The organism is Elioraea tepidiphila DSM 17972, from assembly GCF_000378465.1.
In the GTDB taxonomy this organism is placed as follows: Bacteria; Pseudomonadota; Alphaproteobacteria; order Acetobacterales; family Acetobacteraceae; genus Elioraea; species Elioraea tepidiphila.
In genome coordinates, this window is sequence record NZ_KB899913.1 from 1 (window position 1) to 26,321 (window position 26,321).

28 protein-coding genes are annotated in these 26,321 nt (G+C 71.2%); 14 read left to right on the top strand and 14 right to left on the bottom strand.

Features of this window, described 5'->3' with window-relative positions; genetic code table 11:
• Positions 1-652: 652 nt before the first annotated feature.
• A complete protein-coding gene (locus F563_RS0104130; RefSeq protein ID WP_019013379.1) occupies positions 653-1,645 on the bottom strand; it encodes a PdxA family dehydrogenase in 993 nt (330 codons plus the stop codon).
• Positions 1,646-1,758: 113 nt separating this feature from the next.
• On the opposite strand from F563_RS0104130, the gene F563_RS0104135 reads away from it, so the two are divergent.
• The 3 genes from F563_RS0104135 to F563_RS0104145 all read left to right on the top strand — a co-directional run bounded on the left by F563_RS0104135 (position 1,759) and on the right by F563_RS0104145 (position 3,863).
• Positions 1,759-2,727, top strand: a complete 969-nt coding sequence (locus tag F563_RS0104135; RefSeq protein WP_019013380.1) for an alpha/beta fold hydrolase — start codon at positions 1,759-1,761, stop codon at positions 2,725-2,727.
• Between the two features lie 72 nt (positions 2,728-2,799).
• A complete protein-coding gene (locus F563_RS0104140; protein ID WP_211211361.1) occupies positions 2,800-3,474 on the top strand; it encodes an SCO family protein in 675 nt (224 codons plus the stop codon).
• 107 nt (positions 3,475-3,581) lie between these two features.
• On the top strand, positions 3,582-3,863 hold the full coding sequence (locus tag F563_RS0104145) for a hypothetical protein (protein WP_019013382.1): 282 nt from the start codon (positions 3,582-3,584) through the stop codon (positions 3,861-3,863).
• Between the two features lie 12 nt (positions 3,864-3,875).
• Here F563_RS0104145 and F563_RS0104150 read toward each other — a convergent pair whose 3' ends face one another.
• Together F563_RS0104150 and F563_RS0104155 are read right to left on the bottom strand one after the other, a co-directional pair.
• Positions 3,876-4,649, bottom strand: a complete 774-nt coding sequence (locus F563_RS0104150; protein ID WP_019013383.1) for a tRNA1(Val) (adenine(37)-N6)-methyltransferase — start codon at positions 4,647-4,649, stop codon at positions 3,876-3,878.
• The gene (locus F563_RS0104155; protein ID WP_019013384.1) at positions 4,628-4,849 is read right to left on the bottom strand and encodes a putative signal transducing protein; all 222 of its coding nucleotides are present in this window, start codon (positions 4,847-4,849) and stop codon (positions 4,628-4,630) included. The genes F563_RS0104150 and F563_RS0104155 overlap by 22 nt, the downstream gene beginning before the upstream one ends.
• 104 nt (positions 4,850-4,953) lie before the next feature.
• Between F563_RS0104155 and F563_RS0104160 the strand changes: the two genes are divergently transcribed.
• Positions 4,954-5,982 (top strand): polyprenyl synthetase family protein, encoded by a 1,029-nt coding sequence (locus F563_RS0104160; RefSeq protein ID WP_019013385.1) that lies wholly within the window; start codon positions 4,954-4,956, stop codon positions 5,980-5,982.
• Positions 5,983-6,044: 62 nt separating this feature from the next.
• Here the strand turns inward: F563_RS0104160 and tsaD are convergent, their stop codons facing one another.
• Entirely contained in the window at positions 6,045-7,073 is a 1,029-nt protein-coding gene (tsaD, locus tag F563_RS0104165) for a tRNA (adenosine(37)-N6)-threonylcarbamoyltransferase complex transferase subunit TsaD (RefSeq protein ID WP_026299319.1), read from the bottom strand.
• A gap of 45 nt (positions 7,074-7,118) precedes the next feature.
• Between tsaD and hemC the strand changes: the two genes are divergently transcribed.
• Positions 7,119-8,135 carry a hydroxymethylbilane synthase gene (hemC, locus tag F563_RS21525; protein ID WP_019013387.1) on the top strand — a complete coding sequence of 339 codons (1,017 nt, stop codon included), beginning with the start codon at positions 7,119-7,121 and terminating at the stop codon, positions 8,133-8,135.
• Here hemC and F563_RS23765 read toward each other — a convergent pair whose 3' ends face one another.
• Complete coding sequence (locus F563_RS23765) at positions 8,136-8,960, bottom strand: DUF2272 domain-containing protein (RefSeq protein WP_019013388.1); 825 nt, start codon at positions 8,958-8,960, stop codon at positions 8,136-8,138.
• On the opposite strand from F563_RS23765, the gene F563_RS24680 reads away from it, so the two are divergent.
• Together F563_RS24680 and F563_RS0104185 are read left to right on the top strand one after the other, a co-directional pair.
• Complete coding sequence (locus F563_RS24680) at positions 8,959-9,510, top strand: hypothetical protein (protein WP_019013389.1); 552 nt, start codon at positions 8,959-8,961, stop codon at positions 9,508-9,510. The genes F563_RS23765 and F563_RS24680 overlap by 2 nt on opposite strands.
• A gap of 76 nt (positions 9,511-9,586) precedes the next feature.
• Positions 9,587-10,183: a hypothetical protein gene (locus F563_RS0104185; protein ID WP_019013390.1), complete on the top strand. Its 597-nt coding sequence runs from the start codon at positions 9,587-9,589 to the stop codon at positions 10,181-10,183.
• Positions 10,184-10,193: 10 nt separating this feature from the next.
• Here the strand turns inward: F563_RS0104185 and F563_RS0104190 are convergent, their stop codons facing one another.
• The 7 genes from F563_RS0104190 to F563_RS0104220 all read right to left on the bottom strand — a co-directional run bounded on the left by F563_RS0104190 (position 10,194) and on the right by F563_RS0104220 (position 15,139).
• On the bottom strand, positions 10,194-10,760 hold the full coding sequence (locus tag F563_RS0104190) for an SH3 domain-containing protein (protein ID WP_162140566.1): 567 nt from the start codon (positions 10,758-10,760) through the stop codon (positions 10,194-10,196).
• Positions 10,761-10,792: 32 nt separating this feature from the next.
• On the bottom strand, positions 10,793-11,260 hold the full coding sequence (locus F563_RS0104195) for a DsrE family protein (RefSeq protein ID WP_019013392.1): 468 nt from the start codon (positions 11,258-11,260) through the stop codon (positions 10,793-10,795).
• Positions 11,261-11,262: 2 nt separating this feature from the next.
• Complete coding sequence (locus F563_RS0104200; protein ID WP_019013393.1) at positions 11,263-12,081, bottom strand: HesA/MoeB/ThiF family protein; 819 nt, start codon at positions 12,079-12,081, stop codon at positions 11,263-11,265.
• 51 nt (positions 12,082-12,132) lie between these two features.
• Entirely contained in the window at positions 12,133-12,663 is a 531-nt protein-coding gene (locus tag F563_RS0104205; protein WP_019013394.1) for a gamma carbonic anhydrase family protein, read from the bottom strand.
• A 21-nt stretch (positions 12,664-12,684) separates the two neighbouring features.
• Positions 12,685-13,131, bottom strand: a complete 447-nt coding sequence (gene dut, locus F563_RS0104210) for a dUTP diphosphatase (protein ID WP_019013395.1) — start codon at positions 13,129-13,131, stop codon at positions 12,685-12,687.
• Complete coding sequence (gene coaBC / locus F563_RS0104215; RefSeq protein ID WP_019013396.1) at positions 13,128-14,312, bottom strand: bifunctional phosphopantothenoylcysteine decarboxylase/phosphopantothenate--cysteine ligase CoaBC; 1,185 nt, start codon at positions 14,310-14,312, stop codon at positions 13,128-13,130. Before coaBC ends, dut begins: the two co-directional genes overlap by 4 nt.
• An 83-nt stretch (positions 14,313-14,395) precedes the next feature.
• A complete protein-coding gene (locus F563_RS0104220; protein WP_019013397.1) occupies positions 14,396-15,139 on the bottom strand; it encodes a class I SAM-dependent methyltransferase in 744 nt (247 codons plus the stop codon).
• Positions 15,140-15,186: 47 nt separating this feature from the next.
• Between F563_RS0104220 and mutM the strand changes: the two genes are divergently transcribed.
• The 5 genes from mutM (at position 15,187) to dnaN (ending at position 20,249) form a co-directional block, all read left to right on the top strand.
• Positions 15,187-16,029, top strand: coding sequence for a bifunctional DNA-formamidopyrimidine glycosylase/DNA-(apurinic or apyrimidinic site) lyase (gene mutM / locus F563_RS0104225; RefSeq protein ID WP_019013398.1), 843 nt, complete (start codon positions 15,187-15,189; stop codon positions 16,027-16,029).
• A gap of 40 nt (positions 16,030-16,069) precedes the next feature.
• Positions 16,070-16,846 carry an enoyl-CoA hydratase gene (locus F563_RS0104230; protein WP_019013399.1) on the top strand — a complete coding sequence of 259 codons (777 nt, stop codon included), beginning with the start codon at positions 16,070-16,072 and terminating at the stop codon, positions 16,844-16,846.
• A gap of 107 nt (positions 16,847-16,953) precedes the next feature.
• Positions 16,954-17,226, top strand: a complete 273-nt coding sequence (gene rpsT, locus F563_RS0104235; RefSeq protein ID WP_019013400.1) for a 30S ribosomal protein S20 — start codon at positions 16,954-16,956, stop codon at positions 17,224-17,226.
• Between the two features lie 329 nt (positions 17,227-17,555).
• Positions 17,556-18,983 carry a chromosomal replication initiator protein DnaA gene (dnaA, locus tag F563_RS0104240; protein WP_408870185.1) on the top strand — a complete coding sequence of 476 codons (1,428 nt, stop codon included), beginning with the start codon at positions 17,556-17,558 and terminating at the stop codon, positions 18,981-18,983.
• 129 nt (positions 18,984-19,112) lie between these two features.
• Complete coding sequence (gene dnaN, locus F563_RS0104245) at positions 19,113-20,249, top strand: DNA polymerase III subunit beta (RefSeq protein ID WP_019013402.1); 1,137 nt, start codon at positions 19,113-19,115, stop codon at positions 20,247-20,249.
• 7 nt (positions 20,250-20,256) lie between these two features.
• On the opposite strand, the gene F563_RS0104250 is transcribed toward dnaN, so the two are convergent.
• On the bottom strand, positions 20,257-20,814 hold the full coding sequence (locus F563_RS0104250) for a M23 family metallopeptidase (RefSeq protein ID WP_019013403.1): 558 nt from the start codon (positions 20,812-20,814) through the stop codon (positions 20,257-20,259).
• An 89-nt stretch (positions 20,815-20,903) separates the two neighbouring features.
• On the opposite strand from F563_RS0104250, the gene recF reads away from it, so the two are divergent.
• On the top strand, positions 20,904-22,073 hold the full coding sequence (gene recF / locus F563_RS0104255; protein WP_019013404.1) for a DNA replication/repair protein RecF: 1,170 nt from the start codon (positions 20,904-20,906) through the stop codon (positions 22,071-22,073).
• Between the two features lie 46 nt (positions 22,074-22,119).
• Positions 22,120-24,576, top strand: a complete 2,457-nt coding sequence (gene gyrB / locus F563_RS0104260; RefSeq protein WP_019013405.1) for a DNA topoisomerase (ATP-hydrolyzing) subunit B — start codon at positions 22,120-22,122, stop codon at positions 24,574-24,576.
• Positions 24,577-24,613: 37 nt separating this feature from the next.
• On the opposite strand, the gene ggt is transcribed toward gyrB, so the two are convergent.
• Positions 24,614-26,311, bottom strand: coding sequence for a gamma-glutamyltransferase (gene ggt / locus F563_RS0104265; RefSeq protein WP_035574716.1), 1,698 nt, complete (start codon positions 26,309-26,311; stop codon positions 24,614-24,616).
• Positions 26,312-26,321 lie beyond the last annotated feature (10 nt).

The window sequence follows — 26,321 nt, forward strand, 5'->3', positions numbered from 1 at the left end:
CGCGCGCGGCGGGCGAAGCACACATCGTCGGCGGCAAGCGCCGCTTCCTCGACGCGATCGGGGTGGCGGAAACGGCGATCTGAGCCCTACGCGGACTCGCCAATGCACCTGGGGCGGTCCGATTCGACGAACGCAATGGGTCGCCGGTTATCATGACTCAAGAGGGCTCACGTTCCGATCGGGGGGGGGGGGGGGGCGGGCTGATCCCAAGACGGGATCCGGCGGCGTCTGTGCGGGTGTCCGCTGTCGATGTGACGAGGCGGCGGACGGGCTACAGGGGGGAAGCCATGAACGACCGAAATCGAACAGGGTCTGGACACGACCGCGAGCGGACCTGCGGGATCGGGCGAAGCTGGCGCGTGGTGCTGGCAAGTCTGGTGCTGATCGCCGCCGGCGGTGCTCCCGCACGGGCCGCCTCCTGGAACCTGTTCAACATCGAGGGCGAGAGCACGGACTCGGCCGCGTTCGCCACCTACGCGACGCTCGCCGACATGCTGAACGATGTGAACCGGCTGGACGTGTTCTATACCGACGGGGGCTTCGTCGGCCGGAACGTCGTCGGCACCGGCGCGGAGATCGTGGGCCGGCCACCTGCGACAGTGCCCGAGCCCGGCGCGATCGGCCTGCTCGGCGCCGGGCGATCGCCTGACGTTCAGGCGGCGCGGCGCGCGAGGATTGCCGCGAGTTCCAGCGCGCGGCGCATCGCGCCCGGGTCGGCCACACCCTTGCCGGCGATGTCGAATGCCGTGCCGTGCGCCGGCGTGGTGAACACCACGTTCAGCCCGGCCGTCACGGTGACGCCCTGATTGAAGCCGAGCAGCTTGGTCGCGATCTGGCCCTGGTCGTGATACATCGACACCACGCCGTCGAAGCCGCCGTCACGCGCGCGGATGAAGATGACGTCCGCCGGAATCGGCCCCACGCAGTCGATGCCGCTCGCGCGGATCGTTTCGAGGGTCGGCGTGATCATCTCGATCTCGTCGCGTCCGAACAGCCCGTTCTCGCCGGCATGCGGGTTGAGTGCCGCGACGCCGATGCGCGGGCGGCGGCCGAGCATGCGCGTGAGCGTGGCGTTGGCGAGCGCCACCGCCGCGGTGATGCGCTCGGGCGTGATCATCCCCAGCGCCTCGCGCAGCGACACATGCGAGGTGACGCGGAAGGTCGAGAAGGCCGGGATCACGTTCATCTCGCCGAAGAAGCCCTGATGGCGCGTGAGTGCCGCGAACATCTGGTGCTCGTCGTGATAGGCAAAGCCGCCGTCGTGCAGCGCCTTCTTGTTGAGCGGCGCGAAGCACACGGCGTCGAGCCGCCCCGCCATCGCCTCGTCGATCATGCGGCTCAGCGTCTCGCCGACGATCCGCCCCGAGGCGGGGTTCACCGCGCCGCGGCCGAGTTCCGCCGGGTCGGCGTTGGCGAGGTCGATCAGCGGGATCGCCTCGTCGGCCTCGTCGATGCCGTCGAGCCCGTTGCACGGACGCAGCTTCAGGGTCGTGCCGGCCTCGCGCTCGCCGAGCGCCAGCACCCGGCGGTCGGCGAACAGCACCACGCGCGCATTCGGCACGGGCCCGGCCGCCAGCGCCTTCACCGCGACCTCGGGGCCGATCCCCGTCGCATCGCCCAGCATCAGTCCGATCCGTGCCGCCATCGCACCCTCCATTTGCGATGGCAGGGAAGCGGAGGTGGCAAGCAAGGTCAATCGTCGACTGTTGACACCTGTCGCGCGTCGGCCGAAGGCTGCGCGCGACGGAGGAGACCACCATGCCCGACGACGCCCGCGCGCCCCGCCCCGATCCTGCCGCCCCGCCGCCGCTGATCCCCTGGGGCAAGGAGTTGCTGCCCGGATTCGCCCGCCGACGCATCGTCGTGGGGGGCGTCGGCATCAATGTCGCGACCGCGGGTTCCGGCCCGCCGCTCCTGCTGCTGCACGGCAACCCGCTGACGCTGGTCTCCTGGCACAAGATCGCGCCTTCGCTCGCGCAGGGCTTCACGATCGTCGCGACCGACCTGCGCGGCTACGGCGACAGCGACAAGCCCGAGGGCGGGAGCGATCACAGCGCCTACTCGTTCCGCGCCATGGCCGAGGACAATCTCGCGGTGATGCGTGAACTTGGCTTCGACCGCTTCGCCGTCGCCGGCCACGATCGCGGCGCGCGCGTCGGATTCCGGATGGCCCTCGACCACCCCGAGGCGGTGACGCGGTTCGCCGCGCTCGACATCGTGCCCACCCATCATGTGCTGACCCATGTCTCGCTCGGCTGGGGGCTGGAGAGCTACCACTGGTTCTTCATGGCGCAGAAGGCGCCGTTCCCGGAGAAGCTGCTCTGCGCCGACCTGCCGTATTACATCAACTACAAGTTGAACAAGAAGGGTGTAGGGCTGGAGATCTTCTCTCCCGAGGCGATGGCCGAATACATCCGCTGCACCACGCCGGCGCAGATCCACGCCGTCTGCGAGGACTACCGCGCCACCGTGTCGGTCGATTTCGCGATGGACTCGGAGGATTTCGGCAAGAAGACCATCGCCTGCCCGGTGCTCGTGCTCTGGGGCTCCAACAGCCATTGCGGCCGGCACTTCAAGGTGCTGGACGCGTGGGCGCCCTGGGCGCCCGATCTGCGCGGCTGGGCGATCCCGACCGGCCACTACCCGGCCGAGCACCGCCCCGACCTGGTCTACGATCCGTTCTGGCGGTTCTTCGCCGGGGGCGAGCCCGTGCCGTTCGCGGGTTGAGCCTCCGGCCTCGCATCACGACTGCTCGCGAGCGCTTGGCGCCGCGTCGGCCCGGGCGTATGGACCCATCCGATGACGTCCCCTGAGGCCCCCTCCGGTCCGCCGCCGGCGATGATCCGCTGGCTGCGCGCAATCCGTTTCGCCGCCTATGCGCTCGCCGCGATGCTCGTCGTCGGAACCGGGGCGGCGCTCTGGCTGAAGCGGGACGCCGGGGTCGAGCAGCGGCTCGGCGGCATGGCGGTGCCGCCCTCGGTCTCGATCGGCGGGCCATTCAGCCTGACCGACCACACCGGCGCAGCCGTCACCGACGTGACCTATCGCGGCCGGATGATGCTGGTCTTCTTCGGCTTCACCCACTGCCCCGACATCTGCCCGACCGAGTTGCAGGTGATGGCCGAGGTGCTCGACCGGCTCGGCGAGGATGCCGCCCGCGTTGCGCCCCTCTTCATCTCCGTCGATCCCGAGCGCGATACGCCCGAGGCGCTCGCCCGCTATGTCGACCTGTTCGATCCGCGCATCATCGGGCTCACCGGCACGCCGGAGCAGATCGGGGCGGTGGCGCGCGCCTATCGCGTCTACTACGCGAAGGTCCATCCGCCGGAGAGCACCACCTACACGATGGACCATTCCTCGTTCGTCTACCTGATGGACACCGAAGGGCGATTCGCCGCGCTGTTCCGTCACGGCGCCCCGGCGGCCGAGATCGCCGGCACGATCAGTGCCCATCTTCGGCGCCCCGGGGTGTAGAGGCGGCGGGGTGATTTCGGGTCGCCGATACGTCAGATTCGCGCTATGCTTTTTCTTGAGGGCATGGGAGGAAGAATGCCGCCTTTGAGCATCGCCAAGGGGTTGCCATGAGTGGCGAGCATATCGAGGCCGAGGCGCGCGAGCGCGACGCCTCGCGCCATCCGCCGCGGTACAGCCGGCGCCTGTCGGACAAGATCCTCATCGCCTTCCACCACGCCTGCGACCAGGGCGATTTCGAGGTCGCGGAGCAGTTGCTGCACATCCTCGAGATGATGCTGACGCGCCGGCCGCTGAGCCCGGACACCAACCGGCGCCGCAACATGGAGAGCCTGGTCGCCGCGCATGAGCGGCTCTGGCACCTGCGCCACCCGGAGGCGAGCCAGCTCTGACACGGCGGCCGGTCAACCGACCGGCAGGGCCGCGCCCTCGCGCAGGATGCGCTCGGCTGGCGGCGTATAGCGCCCATCGTCGCCGTGCAGTACGAGCCCGGCCGCCAGCCGACACGGCGACCGGCCGGCCTTGATCCCCTGCACGATCATCCGCCGCGCCGGCTCGCCTGTACGCGGCCAGAGCGGCAGCAGGGTCACGCTGCCGATCCCCGCGCCCCCCAGCGCGACGATCGCATCAGGCAGGCGTGACGGCGGCAGGATCAGCGTGAGCGTCCCGCGGGGCACGAGCCGCCGCGCCATCGCCGCCACCCAGTCGGCCAGCACGGCCTCAGGCGATTCGTGTCCCGCCATGCGCCGCGCCGCGACCGGCGAAGGGGTGCCGTCGCGATGGAACGGCGGGTTCGCCATCGCATGCGCGAAGGGGCCCGTGGCGGCCGCTTCGCGGGCAATCGCCCGCGCGGTGACATCGCCCGCGATGACCGCGAACCGGTCGGCCACGCCGTTCAGCGCCGCATTGGCCGCGGCGAGCTCCGCAAGCACGAGGTCGCGCTCGACCGCGGTGACGCTCGAGCCGGCCACGCGCGCGAGCAGGCAGAGCGCGGCCGCCCCGCTCCCGGTGCCGGCCTCCAGCACGCGCTCGCCCGCCCGCGCCGGCACGGCGGCCGCGAGCAGCACCGGATCGATCGCGGCGCGGAAGCCCGCACGCGGCTGGCGGAGCCGCACCCGCCCGCCGAGCAGCCGGTCCTCGCTCGTCTCCGCGGCGCTCAGCCCGGCGTCCCGCTCCACTCCCCCGCCTCGCGCAGCACCCGCCGTGCCTGCGCCTCGTCCTCCTCGGCGACCATCAGCCGCCGCGGGATGGCCGACGCCGACCCCTCCAGCACGCTCATGTGCTGGTCGAGCACGATGGCGTCGATCCCGGCGTCGCGGAGCAGCACGCGCAGGAAGGACAGTCGGACGGTGTCGTTGGTGCGCAGCAGTTCCCGCACGCCGGTTCCTTCATGGCCAGGGCACGGCCTCGCCTTGACCCGGTTTTGACCCGGCCAATATCCTGGCCGCCGGTTCAACGGGTCAAGCAAGGACGGAGTGGCGCGTGCGCGCGGTGGCCGAGCGGAGGACGGAGGAGAGGCCGGCCGCGACGCGCGACGACGCGCTCGAGGCGCTGACCGAACTCGTCCGCGCGGATCTCGAGGCGTGCAACCGCGTCATCGTCGCCCGGATGCAGAGTCCGGTCGAGCTGATCCCGCGTCTCGCCGCGCACATCGTCGCGGCCGGCGGAAAGCGGCTCCGGCCGATGCTGACGCTCGCCGCGGCGCGCCTGTGCGGCTATCGCGGCGACCGGCACGTGAAGCTCGCCGCCTGCGTCGAGTTCATCCACACAGCGACGCTTCTGCACGACGACGTGGTGGACGAAAGCGCGCTTCGTCGCGGCCTCGCCTCGGCGAACGCGGTGTTCGGCAACAAGGCCTCGGTGCTGGTCGGCGATTTCCTGTTCAGTCGCAGCTTCGAGCTGATGGTCGAGGACGGTTCGCTGCCGGTGCTGGCGATCCTCTCGCGCGCGGCGGCGACGATCGCCGAAGGCGAGGTGCTGCAGCTCGTCACGCAGAACGACACCGCAACGACCGAGGCGCGCTATCTCGACGTGATCCGCGGCAAGACCGCCGCGCTGTTCGCCGCCGCCACGCGGATCGGCGCGGTGGTGGCCGGGCGGGATACCGAGGACGAGGCCGCGCTCGAGGCCTTCGGCATGAATCTGGGCTTGGCGTTCCAGCTCGTCGACGACGTGCTCGACTACGACGCTGACCAGGTGAAGCTCGGCAAGGCGGTCGGCGACGATTTCCGCGAGGGCAAGGTGACGCTGCCGGTGCTGCTCGCCTTCGCTGCCGGCGACGAGAGCGAGCGCGCGTTCTGGCGGCGCACGATCGAGGACCAGGAGCAGGGCCCGAACGATCTCGCGACCGCGCAGGGGCTGATGCGACGGCACGGCACGCTGGCCGAGACGCTGCGGCGCGCGGAGGCGTTCGGCGCGGCGGCGAAGACGGCGCTCGCGCGTTTCGCCGACTGCGCCGAGCGACGCGCGCTGGTGGACGTGGTGGACTTCGCGGTTCAGCGCGCGCGCTGAAAGTGCACGAGGGATTCGAGGGAGCGATTTCTCCGGCCCGTGCAACCGCCCCCCGATCCGAGCTACGGCGCCCAACGCGGGCAGGACGGCACCCCCAGGTCGGCACCCGGATCGCCGACCCGCCGCCGCTCGATCGCGGCCCACGCGACCATCACCGCGTTGTCGGTGCAAAGCGCAGGTGGCGGCACTGCCAGCGTAAACCCTTCGCCCGACGCCGCCTCTGCCAGCGCAGCCCGGACGGCGCCATTGGCGGCGACCCCACCCGACACCACCAGCACGCTGCACCCCTTGGCCGCCCGCATCGCTCGCCGCGCCCGGTCGGCGAGCGTCCAGGCCACGCGCGCCTGAAACCCGGCCGCAAGATCAGCCGCATCGCGCTCGGGCAAGGCCCCGGCCGGGTAGGCGGCGAGGATCGTCGCCACCGCCGTCTTCAAGCCGGAGAACGAGAAATCGAAGCCCTCCCGCCCCAGCATCGGGCGCGGCAAGGCGAACCGCTCGGCATCGCCGCCGGCGGCCAGCCGCTCCAGCGCCGGCCCGCCCGGCCAGCCGAGCCCGAGCATCTTCGCCACCTTGTCGAATGCCTCGCCCGGCGCGTCGTCCAGCGTCCGCCCCAGCACCGCATGCGCACCCGGTCCGCGCGTCTCCATCAACAGGCAATGCCCGCCGGAGACGAGCAGCGTGAGATAGGGAAACGCCGGCGCCTCGTCCGCGACCCCCGGCAGGCGCGCCGAGAGCGCGTGCGCCTCCAGGTGATTGACCGCATAGAACGGCAGCCGCCGCGCCAGCGCGAAGCCCTTGCCGAGATTGGCGCCGACGATCAGCCCCCCGATCAGGCCGGGCCCGGCGGTCGCCGCCACGGCCGACGGCGCGACGCCGGCCTCGGCCAGCACCGCTTCGATCATGCCGGGCAGGCGCGCGAGATGGGCCCGCGCCGCGATCTCCGGTACCACCCCGGCATAGGGCGCGTGCTCGGCGGTCTGGCTCCACAGCCGCTCCGCGAGCACCCGCCCCGCCCCGTCGAGCACCGCCGCCGCGGTCTCGTCGCACGAGGTCTCGATCCCCAGCACCGCTGCGTGACCCTGGGATGACATCCAGCCGCTTCCCACCATCTCGGCCGCGTTGTAGGGACCCGCGCCATGTCACGCCATCCCGCCGGCGAGAGCGACGCCGGCCGCCGTCACGACGCGCCGCGGCACGACCGCAGGCCATTGCCGCTTCGCGTCGGCACGCGGGCGAGCCCGCTGGCGCTGATGCAGACGCGGCTGTTCATGGCGCGGCTCACCGGGTTCTGCCCCGTGCTGCGCCAGGCCGAGGCGTTCGAGGAGCACGCGATCGCGACCACGGGCGACCGTATCCAGGACAAGCGGCTCGCCGAGGTCGGCGGCAAGGGCCTGTTCGCCAAGGAGATCCACGAGGCCCTGCTGGACGGACGCGTCGATTTCGCGGTCCACAGCCTCAAGGACCTCGAGACCGAGCTGCCGCCCGGGATCGTGCTCGCCTGCTGCATGGCGCGCGAGGATGCGCGTGACGCGCTCATCCTGGCGTCGCATTGCGGCCCGGCCGATCCTGCCGATCCGTTCGCGGCGATCCCGCCGGGCGGCGTCGTCGGCACCTCCTCGGTCCGGCGCGCCGCGCAGCTGCTGCACCGCCGGCCCGACCTCACGATCGCGCTGATCCGCGGCAACGTGCAGACGCGGCTGAACAAGCTGCGCTCGGGGGCGATGGATGCCACCCTGCTCGCACTCGCCGGGCTGCGCCGGCTCGGACTGGCCCACGAGGCCGCCGCCATCCTCGATCCCGAGATGATGGTGCCGGCTGCCGGCCAGGGCATCGTCGGCATCACCGTGCGCGCCGAGGACACCGAGCTGCACGACCTGCTGTCGGGCATCGAGGATCCGGACGCCGCCGCCGTCAGCCGCGCCGAGCGCGCCATGCTCGCTGCGCTGGACGGCTCCTGCCGCACCCCCATTGGCGGCCATGCCGAGATTCGCGCCGACGGCACGCTCCGCCTCGTCGGCCTGGTAGCGACCGAGGACGGTACGTTCCTGCTGAAGCGCGCGGTGGTCGGGCGGCCGGAGGAGGCCGCACGGCTCGGCCGCGAGCTCGGGGCGAGCCTCCGCCGCGACGCGCCCGCCTCGATCTTCGCGGGCTGATCAGCGCGCCGCGCCGGCGCGGTTCTCGAACACCACGAACCAGGCGGGCATCTCCGGCACCCCGGGCGGTGCGCTCTCGAACAGCCGGCCCGCCGGATCGGCCGGCAGCAGGCTCATGCGCACGGCATCGCCGAGATTGCCCCCGATCGCCTCGACGACGCCCTCGCGCCGACCCGCGACGATGTCGCAATGCATCGGCACGGCACGACCCTGCTCGGCGGATCGGTCGGCGGGCCCGATATAGCGCCCGCGCGCCTCCGCCCGGGTGGCGCAGAGGATGTCGCCCGGTGCGGGCGCGTAGGCGTCAGGCGGCCAGGGCAGGAACGCCGCCCGCCCAGGCCAACGCGCCGCACGCGCCAGCAAGTGGTCAACCACGATCCAATGCGCCGGCGCGGACGGCACATCGACCGCATCGTAGCCGGCGGCGCGCAGCGCGTAGGACAGGAAGGCAGCACTCCAGGGCACCTCCGCCCAGAGCAGCGGCGCGTTGGGCGGATCGGTCACGGCCACCCGAAGCCCCGCGCGGTTGCGCGCGATCGTCGCCTCGCTGCCTGGCACCGCCGACCAGTAGGCGACCAGCGCCGGAAACGCCTCCACCATGTCCTCGGACCGTCCCCCGGCGGCAGGGGCACCCGTCACGCTGCCGGTATGGTCGGTGAACTGCCGCCCCCACTCCTCCCACTCGGCGAGCACAATGCGCACCAACCGGTCGCGCGCACTCGCGGGATACGGCACGGGCTCCTCCTCCACCGGCACCACTGCGCAGCCGGCGAGCAGCAGGGTCAGGCTTGCGGCGGCCAGGAACGCCCTCACATGGTTTCGCATGCAGATCCCTTCACGCGGCGCGGCCGCGGTGCTGCTGGCGTTCGCCGCCTGCGCAGCCGAGCCAGCCGCGCCAGCCCCGCCCCCCGCGGATGGGGCGAGGCTCGACCACCCGCTGCAGGCCGCCATCATGGCCCTGCATCACAGCACGCGGCGCCCCGATCGGCTTGCCGGCGATGCGGCCGAGGCCGCGCTGGTCGTCGCCCGGCTGGAATACATCACCACCGCCCTGCGCGAACCACAGTACGGCGCGATCGAGCCGGTGACGGTGCCGAGGCTGGAGCAGGCACGGGCGGCGCTGCGCGCGGCGCTCGGCATTCCGGCGACTCTGCCCGGCGCCACCGTCTCCGCCGCCTTCGCGGAGGCCGCGCGCCGGATGGCTGCGGGCGACCGGACCGGCGCGGCCGAGGCGCTCGCACCGGTCACGGGCGGCCGGCCACCCGCCGCCATGCTGGCCGGGCTCGACCAGCTCGTGCCGCCGCCGATCGTTGCGGATGCCGTCGCCAGCGCCGAACACGCCTGGCATGTCCGCCTGTCGCCGACCGAGGAGTAACGGCCAAAATTTCGCGCGAATGTGGCTTGAGTATCTCCCGATCGTCTCCAGGCTTGGTGTCGAGAGGAGAACCGTCATGGCCCGTCCCAACCGGATCGCGAGCGCCCTTGCCGTTCTCGGCCTTGCCGCCTGCACGCAAGTGCCGGGCACGCCGCCCGAGCGCGGCATCGGCATCCTGCCGCCCTCGATCAGCTCGGAGATGGGCGTCTCGTTCGGCTCCAACCCGGTCTACACGGCGATCTATTCGGCGTCCTCGTACTATGCCGATGCGCCGGGACGGCTCGGCGGCAACCCCGCGCTCGCGGCGCAGGTGGCGGCGCAGCACGAATACGCCGCCGCGGAGCTGAAGGAGCTCCGCTTCGTCGGCCTCTCGCCGCTGACGACGATCAGCATGGACTGGGGACGCGACGAGCTGCGCGACGTGCTCGGCGTGCGGCGCGACGCGCCCACGCGCCCGGTGGTCGAGGGGTTCGTCCGCGCCGCCCGGGCCTTGCGCGAGGGAGACCGCCCGGCCGCGGAGGCGGCGCTCACCGGCCCGGTGTTCGAACGGCCGGCGCCGACCATCCTGGCGACGCTCGCGCAGATGCCGCCCGTGCCGAAGGCCCGCCTCGGTGCGGCGGCGGCCGAGGCCGATCTGAACCGGCCGAGCAACGGCATCCGGATCGTGCCGTAGCGGTGTTCCATCACCGCACCTCCTCGCCGGGATAGACGCCCCACATCGCCTCACGGCGCAGGAAGCCGCGCGCGCCGCCGACCGCGACCTCGCACCAGGCACTGGCCGCCTCGCAGCGGCGGATCGTGCCGATCACCCCCGGGGCGAGCTGCGCGACCGCGGCGGCCGCATCGTCGGGGCTGCGGCGGAGCGTCTGCGCGCCACCGCGCACGAGGAAGGTGCGCCGCGGCGCGAGGCGTGCCTGCTGCACCCAGCCCTCGACGCCGTCCATGTCGCGGATGCGCCGCCAGGTGTCGAACTCGCGAACGATCTCGACCGGCAATCCGGCGCGGGTATAGGTCCACTCGACCGGGAAGCGGGTGCCCGGGCCCGCACGCAGGTTGATCTCGCTGGCGCGCAGGCTGGCGAAGCGCGGCAAGGGCCGGCCGGTCACCGAGCCCGGCGTCTGCGCCGGCGGTTCGGCCATCGGCGCGGGGGGGGGCCGCTCCGGCATCGCCGGCGGCACCGGCAGGGTGCGCGTCTCCGCCGCCGCGACCACTGGAAGCAGCAGCGCGAGCACCAGGACCATCCGAGGCATCGCCCCGATGTGCCAAGCGTCGCCGCGCCGTGTCAAAGGGTGATGATCTGCCCGGCCTCGGTCTCTGCCAGGAATGTGACCACGCCGGCGACCTCGCCGTTCAGCGTCGCGTCGAGCTGCTCGGGCCTGAGCCCCTCCGCCTTCAGCCCCGCATCGCAGACGATCAGCCGCACGCCGAGCTCGGCCGCGGAGGCGAGCAGCTCGGCGAAGCCGGCGACCCCCTGCTCGCGCAGCTTGGCATCGCGCGCGAGGGCGCCGCGCGCGGAGCCGAGCCCGTGCGCCTCGAGCGCGGCCCAGCCCGGCGTGCCGTCGGCAGCGGGGCCGAGAAAGGCCCGGCAGCCGCCATTGGTGGCGAACAGCGTCACCGGCCGGCCGACCGCGGCAGCGGCCGTGGCGACGACCAGCGCGTAGTGCGCGCGCTCGAAGGTGCCGGAGATCAGCAGCACGCCGAGCGGCGCCGGCGGCGGCGGGTGGATCGGCGGTGGGTCGAAGATGCTCATGCTCAGAGAGCGCATGCCTGTGCTTGCGGGGGTAAGTGGTGGGAGAGGTCGCGGATGGTCGCACGGTCGCCGCACAGCGCACAGGCGGGGTCGCGCTTCAGCCGCACGGTGCGGAAGGTCGCCGAGAGCGCATCCCAGAGGATCAGCCGCCCCGACAGCCCCTCGCCCACCCCCGCGATCTCCTTGAGCGTCTCGGTGGCCTGCAGCGCGCCCAGCACGCCGGTGACCGCGCCGAACACCCCGGCCTCGGCGCAGGTCGGCACCAGGCCGTCAGGCGGGGGTTCGGGATGCAGGCAGCGGTAGCAGGGATGCGGCGGACCGAGATGGCTCTTGAAGGTTGACACCTGTCCCTCGAAGCGCAGCACCGCCGCCGAGACGAGCGTGCGCCCGGCGAGGTGGCAGGCATCGGCGACCAGGAAGCGGGTGGCGAAATTGTCGGAGCCGTCGCAGACAAGATCGTAACGGCGTACCAGATCGAGCGCCTTGGCCGGCGTCAGGCGCGCGCAATGCGTCTCGATCACGACGTCCGGGTTGAGCGCGCGCGCCGCCTGCGCCGCACTCTCGACCTTGGGTACGCCGAGCCGGTCGGTGGTGTGCGCGATTTGGCGCTGGAGGTTGGAGAGATCGACCACGTCGTCGTCGATCAGCCCGATCGTTCCGATGCCGGCGGCGGCGAGATAGAGCAGCACGGGCGAGCCCAGCCCGCCCGCACCGATGATCAGCACGCGCGCCGCAAGCAGCTTCGCTTGCCCCGTGCCGCCGATCTCGGGCAGCAGGATGTGGCGCGCATAGCGCTGGATCTGATCTTCGCGGAAATCCATGGCGTGATACAGATGGGGAGGCGGACGGCCGTTCTCGACCCCTCGGCGCGCTCAGTCGATCCGTTTCAGCCCGGCGGCGAAGCGGCGGGCATTGGCGACGTAGTGCTCCGCCGACTTGCGCAGCCGCGCCGCCGCCTCGGGATCGAGGGTGCGGGCAGCCTTGGCCGGGCTGCCGAGGATCAGCGTGTTCGGCGGGAACTCCTTGCCCTCCGTGACGAGAGCGTTTGCCCCGACGAGACAGCCCGGGCCGATCCTCGCGCCGTTCAGCACCGTCGCACCCATGCCGATCAGCGCGCCGTCGCCGACCGTGCAGCCGTGCAGGATGGCGTGATGCCCGACCGTCACCTCCTCGCCGACGGTGCAGGGGAAACCCGGATCGGCGTGCAGCATCGCGCCTTCCTGGATGTTGGAGCGCGCGCCGATCATGATCGGCTCGTTGTCGCCGCGCAGCACCGCGCCGAACCAGATGTTGACGTCCTCGTGCAGGATCACCTCGCCGATCACATGCGCATCGGGGGCGATCCAGAATCGGCCCGCTGCGGGCAGGCGCGGCACGAGATCGTTCAGGGCATAGATCGGCATCGTGTTCTCCCGTTTCGACACTCAGGCGCCGGTGCTGCCGAACCCGCCCGATCCGCGCGCGGTATCATCCAGGGTCTCGCATTCGTGCCAGATGGCGACCTCGTGGCGGGCGATCACCATCTGCGCGATGCGCATGCCTCGCTCGACGGTGAACGGCGCCTCACCGGCGTTGAGAAGGATCACGCCGACCTCGCCGCGATAATCGGCATCGATCGTGCCGACCCCGTTCGCCATGCAGATGCCGTGCCTCAGCGCGAGGCCGGAGCGCGCCCGCACCTGTGCCTCGTAGCCGGGCGGCAGCGCGATCGCGATCCCGGTCGGGATCAGCGCGCGCGCGCCGGGCAGGAGTGTGACCGGCGCGGTGACGGCGGCGAGCAGATCCATGCCCGCCGCATGCGCGGTGGCGTAGGCTGGCAGGCCCAGGTCAGCGCCGTGCGGCAAGCGCGTGACCGCGACGCGCACCGTCATGTGAACACCGACGCAATGCGCGCAGCCAGCCTGCGCGCGACCTCGTCCTTGCTCATCCGCGGCCAGTCCTCCACGCCCTCGGCGGTGACGATGTGCACCGCGTTCTCCGCCCCGCCCATCACGTCGCCGGAAACGTCGTTGGCGACGATCCAGTCACAGCCCTTGCGCGCGCGCTTCGCCTGCGCGTGCGCGATCACGTCGTTGGTCTCAGCCGCGAAGCCGACCACGAGTGCGGGCCGGTGCGAACCGTGCCGGGCGATCGTCGCGAGGATGTCGGGGTTCTCCGCCAGCGCGAGCGGCGGCGGCGCCTCGCCAGGCACCTTCTTGATCTTCTGCCCCTGATCCGTCGCGGGCCGCCAATCGGCGACCGCCGCCGCGCAGACGGCGATATCAGCGGGAAGTGACGCTTCGCAGGCGGCGAGCATGTCGCGCGCGCTCTCGACGCGGCGGACGGTGACGCCGGGCGGGTCGGGAATCTGGACCGGCCCGGAGACAAGGGTGACGCGCGCACCGAGAGCGGCGAGGGCTGCGGCGACGGCGTGACCCTGGCGGCCGGAGGACCGGTTGGCGATGTAGCGCACCGGGTCGATCGCCTCGTGCGTGGGTCCGGAGGTGACGAGGGCATGACGGCCGGTCAGCGGACCGGGGGCCAGGGCGGCGCGGATCGCAGCCAGCAGGTCGGGCGGCTCGACGAGGCGGCCGGGACCCGACTCCGGCTCAGCCATCTCGCCTTCGGCGGGACCGACGATGGTGACGCCGCGGGCGCGCAGCGTGGCGATGTGGCCCTGCGTCGCGGGATGGGTCCACATGGTGGGGTTCATTGCCGGGGCGAGCAGGATCGGCCGCCTGGTCGCGAGCAGCACCGTCGAGGCAAGATCGTCGGCCAGCCCGAGCGCCATCTTGGCGATCAGATCGGCGGAGGCCGGTGCGACGACGATCAGGTCGTGTTCCCGCGCGAGGCGGATGTGTCCGGCATGGGTTTCGTCTTCGAGCGACCAGAGGTCGCCGAACACGCGTGCGCCAGTGATCGCGGCGAGCGCGTGCGGTGTGACGAAACGTGCGCCGGCGTCGGTGAGCAGGCCGGTGATGCGCATGCCGTCCTTGCGCGCAAGGCGCGCGAGTTCCAGCGCCTTGTAGGCGGCGACCGAGCCGGAAATGATGAGCAGCAGCGTACGGTTCATGGGATGGGGGGTGCGGGAGGGAGGGCGGGCATTCTGGTGCTCCGCTGGCCCGAGGGCCAGCTACGCACGGCCTTTTCCCCCGCTCAAAGTTTCCAACCTGAGTGGATGGCGGCGATGCCGCCGGAGAGGTCGCGCCACGTGACGCGTTCGAGCTTTGCGGCCGTCATCCGGCTCGCGAGTTCCGGCTGCCGGGGAAACCGGCGGATGCTCTCGGCGAGGTAGCGGTAGGCCTCCTCGTCCTTGGCGACGGTACGGCCGAGGAACGGCAGCACCCTGAACGAGTACGCGTCATACACCGGTGCCAGTGCCGCGACGGTGACGCGCGAGAACTCCAGGCACAGGAACCGTCCGCCCGGCCTCAGCACGCGCTGCGCCTCACGCAGTACGGCGTCGATGTCGGTGCAGTTGCGCAGCCCGAAGGCGATGGTCACGGCATCGAAGTGGTCGTCCGGCAGCGGCAGGCGTTCGGCGTCGGCGCAGAGGAGCTCCATCCGCCCGATCAGTCCCCGCTCCACCGCGCGCTCCTCGGCGACGCGCAGCATGGCGGGGTTGATGTCGGACAGCACGGCGTGGCCGCAGCCGCGGTCGAGGGCGGCGAAGGTGATGTCGCCGGTGCCGCCGGCGAGGTCGAGCAGCCGCATCGACGGGCGCGGGCCGAGGGTGGTGACGAAGATGCGTTTCCAGACCCGATGGATGCCGAGGCTCATCAGGTCGTTCATCAGGTCGTAGCGGGGCGCGACCGACTCGAACACCTCGCGCACAAGGCCCTTCTTCGCCTCGGTGGGCACGGTGCGGAAGCCGAAATGGGTGGTGGCGTTGTCGCTCATCGGGGCGGAGATTAGCCTCCCCGGCCGATCAGCGCGAGGGAGCGGGCATGCCGGAGCTGCCGGAGGTCGAGACGGTGATGCGCGGGCTGGCGGCGCGGCTGGTCGGCGAACGGATCGCGCGCGTCGCGGTGAACCGCGCGGATCTGCGTTGGCCCTTGCCGCCCGGGCTCGGCCAGGCGCTGGTCGGCAGGCGCGTGATCGGCTTCGCGCGTCGGGGCAAGTACATCCTGATGCGGATCGAGGGCGGGCGCACCCTGCTCTGGCATCTCGGCATGTCCGGGCGCGTGACCCTGACCGCACCCGGCGAGATGCCGCCCGAGACCCCGCACGAACACGTGGTGATCGAGACCGAGCGCGGCTGGCGTGTCGGATTTGTCGATCCGCGGCGGTTCGGCAGTCTCGATCTGATGGACACGGACAAGGAAGCGACGCATCCGCGACTTGCCGCGCTCGGGCCCGAGCCGCTGGACGAAGCATTCACGCCAGAGCTGTTGTCGGCCGCGCTGAAGGGACGACGCACGCCGATCAAGGCAGCGTTGATGGACCAGGGCACGGTCGCCGGGCTCGGCAACATCTATGTGTGCGAGGCGCTGTTCCGCGCCGGGATCTCGCCGAAGCGCTCGGCGTATACGGTGGCGGGAGCGCGCGCCGAACGGCTCGTGCCGGCGATCAAGGCGACGCTCGCGGAGGCGATCGCGGCCGGTGGATCGTCCTTGCGCGACTATCGGCAGGCGACCGGCGAGCTCGGCTATTTCCAGCACGCGTGGAAGGTCTACGGCCGCGCCGGCGAGCCCTGCGAGCGCTGCCCCGGCCCGCCCGCGTGCAACGGGATCAAGGTGGAGGTGCAGGGTGCGCGCAGCACCTTCTATTGCCCTCGCACCCAGCGTTGAGTAGGGCTTGCCGCGACGCAGCATCCGCCGAGGAGGTTCCATGGCCTACGAGATGATCCTGGTCGAGACGCGCGGCGCGGTGGGCCTGATCACGCTCAACCGGCCGAAGGCGCTGAACGCGCTGTGCGATCAGCTGATGGTAGAACTCGGCAGCGCGCTGCGCGCGTTCGACGCGGATGAGGCAGTCGGCGCGATCGTGCTCACCGGCAGCGAGAAGGCGTTCGCCGCCGGCGCCGACATCAAGGAGATGAAGGACAAGGCCTTCATCGACGTCGTGGCCGACGACTTCATCGGCAATCGCTGGGAGACGGTGCTGACGATCCGCAAGCCGGTGATCGCGGCGGTGGCGGGGTTCGCGCTCGGTGGCGGGTGCGAACTGGCGATGATGTGCGATTTCATCCTCGCCGCGGATACGGCGAAGTTCGGCCAACCGGAGATCAACCTCGGCGTGATTCCGGGCGCCGGCGGCACGCAGCGCCTGACCCGCGCGGTGGGCAAGTCGAAGGCGATGGAGATGATTCTCACCGGCCGCATGATGGACGCCGAGGAGGCCGAACGCGCGGGACTTGTCTCGCGGATCGTGCCGGCCACCGCGCTGGTGGAGGAGGCGGTGAAGGTCGCGGAGCGGATCGCCGGGCTGTCGCGCCCTGCGGTGGCGATGGCGAAGGATGCCGTCAACCGCGCGTTCGAGACCACACTCTCCGAAGGTGTGCGGTTCGAACGTCGCCTGTTCCAGTCCTGCTTCGCGCTCGCCGACCAGAAGGAGGGCATGACGGCCTTCGCCGAGAAGCGAAAGGCCGTTTTCTCCCATCGCTGAGCGGGCTTGCCCCTCGCCTTGACGGGTCCGGGATGGGCGTGTAGGAACCCGCGCTTCCGTCGCGGGCGAGGCCTGCGGCGGCATTCCCTTTTGCGGACGGACGACCCATGGCGAACACGGCTTCGGCGAAGAAGCGCATCCGGCAGATTGCGAAGCGCACCGCGCGCAACAAGTCGGCGCAGTCGCGGCTGCGCACCTTCGTGAAGAAGGTCGAGCAGGCGATCGCGGGCGGGGCACAGGACGATGCGCGTACCGCGCTCAGCACGCTCACGCCCGAGCTGATGCGCGCCTCGTCGAAGGGGCTCGTGCACCGCAACGCGGTGGCGCGCAAGCTGGCGCGGCTTTCCAAGCGCATCAAGGCGATCGGCGCGCAAGGCTGACACATCGCGTGCGTGTCACGCACGCGCGCACGGTTCGCGTTTCGCCCCCGTTGCCCGTCATCACGACGCGGTCTAGGCTTGCACGCAATCGGGGAGCGGGGCCGTGAGCGGCCCGTCGAGGCCAGGCATGCCCAAGTAACGATGAACAACAACTTAGGGCTTGTCTTTGAAACGTAACATCACCGCAAATAATCATTTGCATCCGCCCCGCCGAGTTCTCTAAATACCTCCTCTTGCGATGGCGGGACCGGATCGCCCTTGAGTTCGGGCGCACCTCTCGCGACCTCATCGCCATCACCGTGCGGATTGGAACCGTGGAAAGAGGCGGACTGCTCGTGTCGCGGATCGACGGGGAGATCGGGGGACAATGGGCACGCGTGCGCGGGCGTCTGCGCGATGAGGTCGGCGAGGTCGAGTACCGCACCTGGCTGCGCCAGATGACACTCGCGGAGGTGACCGAGGATGAGGTCACCATCGTTCTGCCCACGCGTTTCCTGCGCGACTGGGTGCGCGCACATTACGGCGACCGGCTGCGCGCGCTCTGGGCGGCCGAGAACGGGCGCATCCGCCGCGTGGAGCTGCGCATCGGCGCCGCACCGACCGGCCTGGCCGAACCGGTCGCGCCGCCCCCCACCATGGCGGCGCCGACGATCTCGGTGCCCCTGCCGCCACCGCAACGCCCGGCCGAGACGGCACGGATCGATGGCGTGCGCATCGATGCCCGCAGCGAGCTGACCGGCCCCCTCGATCCGCGCTTCACTTTCGGCAGCTTCGTGGTCGGCAAGCCGAACGAATTCGCCTATGCCTGCGCCCGCCGCGTCGCCGAAGGCGGACCGCTCGCTGGATTCAATCCGCTGTTCCTGTACGGCGGCGTCGGCCTGGGCAAGACCCATCTGATGCACGCGATCGCCTGGGCGATCCGCGACCGCGCACCGTCGCGCTCGGTCGCCTACATGTCGGCCGAGAAGTTCATGTACCGCTTCATCTCGGCGATCCGCAGCCAGTCATCGGTCGAGTTCAAGGAGACCCTGCGCGGCGTCGATGTGCTGATGATCGACGACCTGCAGTTCCTGATCGGCAAGGACAGCACGCAGGAGGAGTTCTTCCACACCTTCAACGCGCTGGTGGATGCGGGCAAGCAGATCGTCGTCTCGGCCGACAAGTCGCCCTCGGACCTCTCGGGCATCGAGGAGCGGCTGCGCACGCGGCTCGGCTGCGGCATGGTCGCGGACATCCACGCCACCACCTACGAGCTGCGCATCGGCATTCTCCAGGCCAAGGCGGCGCTGCAGGGTGTCAGCGTGCCGCAGAAGGTGATGGAGTTCATGGCGCACAAGATCACCACCAATGTGCGTGACCTCGAAGGTGCCTTGAACCGGGTGGTGGCGCATGCCCAGCTGGTCGGCCGGCCGATCACCCTCGAGAGCACGCAGGAGGTGCTGCACGACCTGCTGCGCGCGCATGACCGGCGCGTGACCATCGAGGAGATCCAGAAGCGGGTGGCCGAGCATTTCAGCATCCGCCTCACCGACATGTCCTCGGCCCGGCGCGCGCGCGCGGTCGCCCGGCCGCGCCAGATCGCGATGTTCCTCGCCAAGCAGCTCACCAGCCGCTCGCTCCCGGAGATCGGGCGCAAGTTCGGCAACCGCGACCACACCACGGTGATGCATGCCTGCTCGCGGGTGGCCGAGCTGATGCAGAAGGACCCCGCCCTGGCCGAGGATGTCGAGCTGCTGCGGCGCATGCTGGAGAGCTGAGCGGGGCCGCCCGGGCCGGCGCGCCCACCGCCGCGCTTAACCCCCCCTCACGCGGTTGCTATAGTCCCCGGCCCGAGTCGCGGGGTCCGTCGCCGGCCGGTTCCCGGCCGCGTTTCGTCTGGGGTGGTCATGAAACTGAAGGTCGATCGCTCGACGCTGATGAAGGCGCTGGCGCACGTCCAGAACGTGGTCGAGAAGCGCAACACCATCCCGATCCTGGCGAATGTGCTGATCCGCGCCAAGGACGGGGCGCTGACGCTGGCCGCCACCGACATGGAGATCGCTGCGGTCGAGCAGGTGCCGGCCGAAGTCATGCGCAACGGCGCCGCGACCGCCCCGGCAGCCACCCTCTACGAGATCGTGCGCAAGCTGCCCGAAGGCGCGACAGTGGAGCTCGACCATCCCGGCGGGGATGCGCCGCTCGCGCTGCGCTCCGGCCGGTTCGCGACCAGCCTGAACTGCCTGCCGGTGGAGGACTTCCCCGCGATCCAGGACGGCGCCCTGCCCCACAGCTTCGGGCTGAAGGCCGGGGTGCTGCGCGACCTGATCGACCGCACCAAGTTCGCGATCTCGACCGAGGAGACGCGCTACTACCTGAACGGCATCTACCTCCATGCGACCGAGAGCGACGGCGTGAAGGTGCTGCGCGCGGTCGCGACCGACGGGCACCGGCTCGCGCGGGTCGAGGAACCGCTGCCCGAAGGGGCCGCCGGCATGCCGGGCGTGATCGTGCCGCGCAAGACGGTGTTCGAGCTGCGCAAGCTCGCCGAGGATGTGCCCGGCCAGGACGAGATCCGGATCTCGCTCTCCGAGACCCGCATCCGCTTCGAGCTCGGCACGGTCACGCTCACCAGCAAACTGATCGACGGCACCTTCCCCGACTACGAGCGGGTGATCCCGCGCGACAACGACAAGTTCCTGCGCATCGCCAAGAAGGACTTCGCCGAGGCGGTGGACCGGGTGGCGGCGATCTCGTCCGAACGGTCGCGCCCGGTGAAGCTCGCGATCGCGAAGGAGGGGCTGACGCTCTCGGCCGCGAGCCCCGACCAGGGCCGCGCGGAGGAGGAGATCGAGCGCGACCGGCTCGAATACGACGCCACCCCGATCGAGATCGGCTTCCAGGCGCGCTACCTGCGCGACATCACCGAGACGATCGGCGATGCCTCGCGCGTGGAGTTCGCGTTCCACGACCACACCGCACCGACGCTGATCCGCGCCGAGGGCGATGCGAGCGCGGTCTACGTGCTGATGCCGATGCGGGTGTGACCCCGCCTCAGGCTGGCGGGGCGCAGGCGTCGAGATAGGCGGTCGGATCGAGGAGGTCGGCGCGCCGGTGGAACGCCCCGACGCCCGGCCGGCTGAGCGATCCGGTCTCCCAGCCGCCGTAGAGCTCGAAATGCAGCATGTCCGAGGGGATCGGCAGCTTGTGCATCAGATGGCCGATCTCGCCGATGACCTCGCCCGCCTTCACGCTGCTGCCGACCTTGAGGGCGCCGGCGAGCTTGCGCCCGACCTCGCAGTAGCGCGCGATCCAGCCGCCCTCGTGCTCGACCTCGATCGCACCGACCAGTTCCGGGAACGCCGGCACGACGGTGAAGCGCCCGAAGCCGATGATCGTCCCGTCGGCGACCGCCAGCACCTTCGTGCCCGTCGGCGCGTAGAGATCGCAGCCGGCGTGCTTGCGGCCGCTCGAGCGCGTGGCGCCGAAGTTACGCGGATGCACATGCCAGTCGAAGGCCGGGCGCTTGTGCAGGGGGAAGGAGCGGAAGGCGGAGAGCGGCGGCGGCATCTTCGACACCGAAGCGGCCGGCTTCGCGGCGGCGAGCGCCATGGTGGGCCTCCTATTGCTGTTTCGATACTATCTCCTTTCTGGCCGCGCGTCGTCAAGTCGGCATCGCAACAGTCTGCCCTGCTCGCACCATGGCTCCCGCGCTCGCGCTGACGCGGCTCACGCTCACGCGGTTCCGCTCCTACACGGCGCTGACGGCGCGCTTCGCCGCACCGATCGCGGTGCTGGTCGGCGAGAACGGCGCGGGCAAGACCAATCTGCTCGAAGCGATCAGCCTGCTGACGCCGGGGCGCGGGCTGCGCGGCGCGCGGCTGGCGGAGTTCGCCCGCCGCGAGCCCGATGGCAGCACCGCCGCGGCCTGGGCTGTCGCCGGTCGGTTCACGACGCCCGAAGGGCCACTCGACCTCGGCACCGGCGTCGAGGAGGCGGGCGCGACCCGACGCACGTTCCTGCTCGACGGCGCGGCCCCGCGCAGCCAGGCCGAGATCGCCGCGCGCGTCGCCGCGGTATGGCTCACCCCGCAGATGGACCGGCTGTTCCAGGACGGCGCATCAGCACGACGGCGCTTCCTCGACCGGCTGGTCTGGGCGATCGAGCCCGGACATGCGCGCGAGGTCGCTGCCTACGAGACCGCGCTCGCCGAACGGAACCGCCTGCTCGCCGGCCGCGCCGATCCGGCCTGGCTGGACGGGCTGGAGGACGCGATGGCGCGCCATGGCATCGCGGTCGCGGCGGCGCGGCGCGGGCTGGTCGCGCGGCTCAACCACGTGCTGGCGGGCGGAATCGCCGGCGCGTTTCCGGCAGCGCGCGCCGAGGTTGCCTGCGACTGGGCCGCGGCGCTGGACAGTGGCCCCGCCCTCGCCGCCGAGGAGGCGCTGCGGGCGCGGCTGCGCGAGGGGCGCGGCGCCGATGCGGCGTCGGGCACAACGCGGATCGGGCCGCACCGCGCCGATCTCGCCCTGATCCACGGACCGAAGAACCTGCCGGCCGCACTCTGCTCGACCGGCGAGCAGAAGGCGTTGCTGGTTTCGGTGGTCCTCGGCCACGCCGCGCTCATCGCCGAAGCGCGCGGCTTCGCGCCGATCCTGCTGCTGGACGAGGTGGCCGCCCACCTGGATGAGCCCCGCCGCGAGGCCCTGTTCACGGCCCTCGCTGCCCTTCCCGCACAGGCTTTCCTGACCGGCATGGAGGGCCGCGTCTTCGCGCCTCTCGCCGCCGTCGCGGAGGCCTTCCGCGTGGAAGGAGGCATGCTCGATCCGATGGCTCTCGGGCCTGCCCTTCCGGGCGCATCCGGGGTATAATGCCATTCCCGCGGGACAGCGGGAAAAACGCAGGAAAATCAACGCGATGAGCGAACCCGCCCGGGCGATTCCACCCACGCCCGAAGGCACCTACTCCGCGGCCTCGATCCGCGTGCTCCGAGGGCTCGACGCCGTGCGCAAGCGGCCGGGCATGTATATCGGCGACACCGATGACGGCTCGGGCCTGCACCACATGGTGTTCGAGGTGGTCGACAACGCCATCGACGAGGCGCTGGCGGGTCATGCAACGCGCGTCGAGGTGACGCTGAACGGCGACGGTTCGGTCACGGTCGCCGATGACGGCCGCGGCATTCCGACCGACATCCACCCCGAGGAGGGTGTGAGCGCGGTCGAGGTGGTGATGACCACGCTGCACGCCGGCGGCAAGTTCGACCAGAACAGCTACAAGGTCTCGGGCGGGCTGCACGGGGTGGGCGTCTCGGTCGTCACCGCTCTGTCGGACTGGCTCGAAGTGCGGGTCTGGCGCAATGGCGCCGAGCATTACATGCGCTTCGTCGATGGTGGCGAGCCGGAGGCGCCGCTCGCGGTCGTGGGGCCGGCCGATCCGCCTGGCCGCACCGGCACGCAGGTGACTTTCCTGCCGAGCCCTTCGGTGTTCACCAACACCGAGTTCGACTTCGCCCGTCTGGAGCGTCGCCTGCGGGAGCTCGCCTTCCTCAACTCGGGGGTCGCGATCGTGCTGACCGACGCGCGCCATGTCCCGCCGGTGCGTCACGAGCTCCGCTATGAGGGCGGGCTGGTGGCCTTCCAGCAGTATCTCGACCGCGCGCACAAGCCGCTGATCGAGCAGCCGATCGCGTTCCGCGCCGAGCGCGACGGAATCATCGTCGAAATGGCGCTGTCCTGGAACGACAGCTACACCGAGACGATGCTCTGCTTCACCAACAACATCCCCCAGCGCGACGGCGGGACGCATCTCGCCGGCTTCCGTGCGGCGCTGACGCGCACGATCAACCGCGTGGCACCCGAGGTGCTCTCGCGCAAGGACAAGGTCGAGATCCAGGCCGAGGACATGCGCGAGGGGCTGACCTGCGTCCTCTCGGTGAAGGTGCCCGATCCGAAATTCTCCTCGCAGACGAAGGACAAGCTCGTCTCCTCGGAGGTGCAGCCCGTCGTGCAGGCGCTGGTGGCCGACGCGCTGTCGCACTGGTTCGAGACGCATCCGACGGAAACCAAGCGCATCCTGGGCAAGATGGCGGAGGCGGCGGCCGCGCGCGAGGCGGCGCGCAAGGCACGCGAACTGACGCGCCGGAAGGGCGTGCTCGATGTCTCCTCGCTGCCGGGCAAGCTCGCCGACTGCCAGGAGCGGGATCCGCGGCTCTCGGAACTCTTCATCGTCGAGGGCGACAGCGCCGGCGGCTCCGCGAAGCAGGGCCGCAACCGCGCTTTCCAGGCGATCCTGCCGTTGCGGGGCAAGATCCTGAACGTCGAGCGCGCGCGCTTCGACCGGATGCTGAACTCGGCCGAAATCGGCACGTTGGTGACCGCGCTCGGCACCGGCATCGGCCGAGGCGCACCGGAAGAAGGCGGGTTCGACATTTCGAAGCTGCGCTACCACAAGATCGTCATCATGACGGACGCGGATGTGGACGGCTCGCACATCCGTACGCTGCTGCTCACGTTCTTCTTCCGCCAGATGCCCGAGCTGGTGGAGCGCGGGCATCTCTACATCGCCCAGCCGCCGCTCTATCGCGCCAAGCGCGGCAACGAGGAGCGCTACCTGAAGGACGATCGCGCGCTGGAGGCCTTCCTGGTCGAGCGGGCGCTCGATGGCGCGAGCCTGACGCCGGCCGACGGCCAACCGCTCGCCGGCGAGGCGCTGCGGACGGTCGTCGATCGGGCGCGCGCGGAGCGTGGCGCGATCCTGCGCCTGGCCGCGGCGGCACCGGCGCCGCTGATCGAACAGGCGGCGATCGCGGGCGGGCTTTCGCTCGCGTTGCTGTCCGACCGAGCCCGCGCTGGCGAGATGGCGGCCACACTGGCGCGCCGGCTCGATGCGCTGGAGCGCGAGACCGATCGCGGCTGGCGCGGTGTGGCCCAGGACGGGGCGATGGTGTTCAGCCGCACGCTGCGCGGCGTCACCGAGCGCTACGTGCTCGACGGCACGCTGTTGCAGAGCGCGGAGGCGCGGAGACTGGACGGCGAGCGGGCCGAGCTTGCCGCGCTGTGGTCACGCCCCGCCGTGTGGCGCGCGGGCAGCATCGAGCGCAGCGTTGCCGGGCCGGTCGGGCTGACCGAGGCGGTCACCGAGACCGGCCGCAAGGGGCTCACGATCCAGCGCTTCAAGGGGCTGGGCGAGATGAATCCCGATCAGCTCTGGGAGACCACGCTCGATCCGGCCAACCGCAGCTTGCTTCAGGTGCGCATCGGTGCGGCCGAGGAGGCGGGCGATGTGTTCACCACGCTGATGGGCGACGTGGTCGAGCCGCGGCGCGAGTTCATCGTCGAGAACGCGCTGAAGGTTGCGAACCTGGACGTGTAAGGCGCGCCGGGTCGGCGGGGCGACCGCGCGCCAGGCGTCAGGCGGGTTTTGCCCGATCCGGCCAGAACCGGACCCCCTTGCGCGCATGGCCGCCGCTGACACCGATCGGCGTGCCGTCGGCGCGCCAGCATGCCGCCCCCGTCATCGTCCCGTCGTCGTGGAACTCGATCGCATTCATCCCGCTCGCGACATGCGGCAGCACGACGATCGCGTGTCCGCGCCCGCGCAACCCGTCGCGCACCGGCTCGGGCACGGCCGCCTCGACCTCCACGGTATGGCCCTGGGTCCAGAGCCGCGGCGCCTCGACCGCCTCCTGCAACGTCATGCCGTGGTCGATCAGGTTGAGGAACGCCTGCATCGCCGAGCCGAAGATGCGCAATCCGCCCGGCAGGCCGAGCGCATAGCGCGGCCGCCCGCCCGCGAATGCGATCATCGGCGACATCGAGGTGGTCACGCGCTTGCCCGGCGCGATCGACAGCGCATGGCCCGGGTGCGGATCAAACAGGTACATGTGGTTGTTCGCCACCATGCCCGTGCCAGGCACGATGATGCGCGCGCCGAACAGGCTGTTGATGGTCTGGGTCGAGCAGACGATGCGGCCGTCCGCATCGGCCACGGTGATGTGCGTGGTGTTCGCGGACTCCAGCATCGCCACCGCGGCACTCCACGCCTGCGCGCGATCGGGATCGATCGCCGCGCGCCGCTCCGCCGCATACGCCTTGTCGAGCAGCCGCGCGACCGGCGTCGCCACGAAGGCCGGATCGCCGGTCGCGGCCTTGCGGTCGGCGAAGGCGATCTTCAGCGCCTCGGCGATCAGGTGCAGCGTCGCGGCCGTGCCGAAGCCGAGGCTGCGGATGTCGTAGCCCTCCAGGATGTTCAGCATCTGGATGATGTGCACGCCGCCCGACGACGGCGGTGGCGGGCCGACGATTTCGACCCCACGATAGGTGCCGCGCACGACCGCGCGCTCGGCCGTACGATAGCCAGCGAGGTCGGCGAGGCTCAGGAAGCCACCCACGCGCCCGAAATGGTCCGCGACAGCGCGGCCGAGCGCACCGCCGTGCAGCGCGCCCACCCCCTCGCGCACGATGTCGCGCAGCACCTCGGCATAGTCGCCCTGCACCAGACGTGCGCCCGCAGCGAGCGGCGCGCCGTCCGGCAGGTAGAGCCGCGCGATCTCGGCATCCTTGGCGAGATCAGCCGCGGTGTCGGCGATGCACTCGTGCAGGAACGGCGTGATGCGGAAGCCGCGCGACGCATGTCGGATCGCGGGTTCGATCACGTCCGCGAGCGTCATCGTGCCGAAGCGCTCCAGCGTCTCGCACCAGGCGGGCAAGGCGCCGGGTGCGGCGGTCGCCTTAGGGCCGACCGCATTCTCGCGCCCCTCGGTGTCGAGATAGGTCGGCAGTGTCTCGGAGACCGGACGGTAGATGTCCGGACGCGTCGCCGCCGGTGCCGTGGGCAGCCCGTCGATGATCCGATGGCTGCCGTCAGGCAGGCGCAGATGGGTGATTCCGCCGCCGAGGATGCCAACCATCATCGGCTCGACCACGGTCAGCGTGAACAGTGCCGCGACGGCTGCATCCACCGCGTTGCCGCCCGCGGCCAGCATCTCGGCGCCCGCGGCGGAGGCGAGCGGGTGGTTGGTCACCACCATGCCGCGCGTGCCGGTGGCGGGACGCTTCTCGCAGTCGAACGTCGTCGCGGCGCGGGCGCGCCAGGTGGTTTCGTTCACGGCATGGCTC

What these genes read in the sequence shown, in the direction of transcription:
- F563_RS0104130 (WP_019013379.1), bottom strand. Translation starts at nt 1,645, where the DNA reads ATGGCGGCACGGATCGGACTGATGCTGGGCGATGCGACGGGGATCGGC.
- F563_RS0104135 (WP_019013380.1), top strand. Translation starts at nt 1,759, where the DNA reads ATGCCCGACGACGCCCGCGCGCCCCGCCCCGATCCTGCCGCCCCGCCG.
- F563_RS0104140 (WP_211211361.1), top strand. Translation starts at nt 2,800, where the DNA reads ATGACGTCCCCTGAGGCCCCCTCCGGTCCGCCGCCGGCGATGATCCGC.
- F563_RS0104145 (WP_019013382.1), top strand. Translation starts at nt 3,582, where the DNA reads ATGAGTGGCGAGCATATCGAGGCCGAGGCGCGCGAGCGCGACGCCTCG.
- tsaD (WP_026299319.1), bottom strand. Translation starts at nt 7,073, where the DNA reads ATGTCATCCCAGGGTCACGCAGCGGTGCTGGGGATCGAGACCTCGTGC.
- hemC (WP_019013387.1), top strand. Translation starts at nt 7,119, where the DNA reads ATGTCACGCCATCCCGCCGGCGAGAGCGACGCCGGCCGCCGTCACGAC.
- F563_RS24680 (WP_019013389.1), top strand. Translation starts at nt 8,959, where the DNA reads ATGCAGATCCCTTCACGCGGCGCGGCCGCGGTGCTGCTGGCGTTCGCC.
- F563_RS23765 (WP_019013388.1), bottom strand. Translation starts at nt 8,960, where the DNA reads ATGCGAAACCATGTGAGGGCGTTCCTGGCCGCCGCAAGCCTGACCCTG.
- F563_RS0104185 (WP_019013390.1), top strand. Translation starts at nt 9,587, where the DNA reads ATGGCCCGTCCCAACCGGATCGCGAGCGCCCTTGCCGTTCTCGGCCTT.
- F563_RS0104190 (WP_162140566.1), bottom strand. Translation starts at nt 10,760, where the DNA reads ATGCCTCGGATGGTCCTGGTGCTCGCGCTGCTGCTTCCAGTGGTCGCG.
- F563_RS0104195 (WP_019013392.1), bottom strand. Translation starts at nt 11,260, where the DNA reads ATGAGCATCTTCGACCCACCGCCGATCCACCCGCCGCCGCCGGCGCCG.
- F563_RS0104200 (WP_019013393.1), bottom strand. Translation starts at nt 12,081, where the DNA reads ATGGATTTCCGCGAAGATCAGATCCAGCGCTATGCGCGCCACATCCTG.
- F563_RS0104205 (WP_019013394.1), bottom strand. Translation starts at nt 12,663, where the DNA reads ATGCCGATCTATGCCCTGAACGATCTCGTGCCGCGCCTGCCCGCAGCG.
- dut (WP_019013395.1), bottom strand. Translation starts at nt 13,131, where the DNA reads ATGACGGTGCGCGTCGCGGTCACGCGCTTGCCGCACGGCGCTGACCTG.
- coaBC (WP_019013396.1), bottom strand. Translation starts at nt 14,312, where the DNA reads ATGAACCGTACGCTGCTGCTCATCATTTCCGGCTCGGTCGCCGCCTAC.
- F563_RS0104220 (WP_019013397.1), bottom strand. Translation starts at nt 15,139, where the DNA reads ATGAGCGACAACGCCACCACCCATTTCGGCTTCCGCACCGTGCCCACC.
- mutM (WP_019013398.1), top strand. Translation starts at nt 15,187, where the DNA reads ATGCCGGAGCTGCCGGAGGTCGAGACGGTGATGCGCGGGCTGGCGGCG.
- F563_RS0104230 (WP_019013399.1), top strand. Translation starts at nt 16,070, where the DNA reads ATGGCCTACGAGATGATCCTGGTCGAGACGCGCGGCGCGGTGGGCCTG.
- rpsT (WP_019013400.1), top strand. Translation starts at nt 16,954, where the DNA reads ATGGCGAACACGGCTTCGGCGAAGAAGCGCATCCGGCAGATTGCGAAG.
- dnaN (WP_019013402.1), top strand. Translation starts at nt 19,113, where the DNA reads ATGAAACTGAAGGTCGATCGCTCGACGCTGATGAAGGCGCTGGCGCAC.
- F563_RS0104250 (WP_019013403.1), bottom strand. Translation starts at nt 20,814, where the DNA reads ATGGCGCTCGCCGCCGCGAAGCCGGCCGCTTCGGTGTCGAAGATGCCG.
- recF (WP_019013404.1), top strand. Translation starts at nt 20,904, where the DNA reads ATGGCTCCCGCGCTCGCGCTGACGCGGCTCACGCTCACGCGGTTCCGC.
- gyrB (WP_019013405.1), top strand. Translation starts at nt 22,120, where the DNA reads ATGAGCGAACCCGCCCGGGCGATTCCACCCACGCCCGAAGGCACCTAC.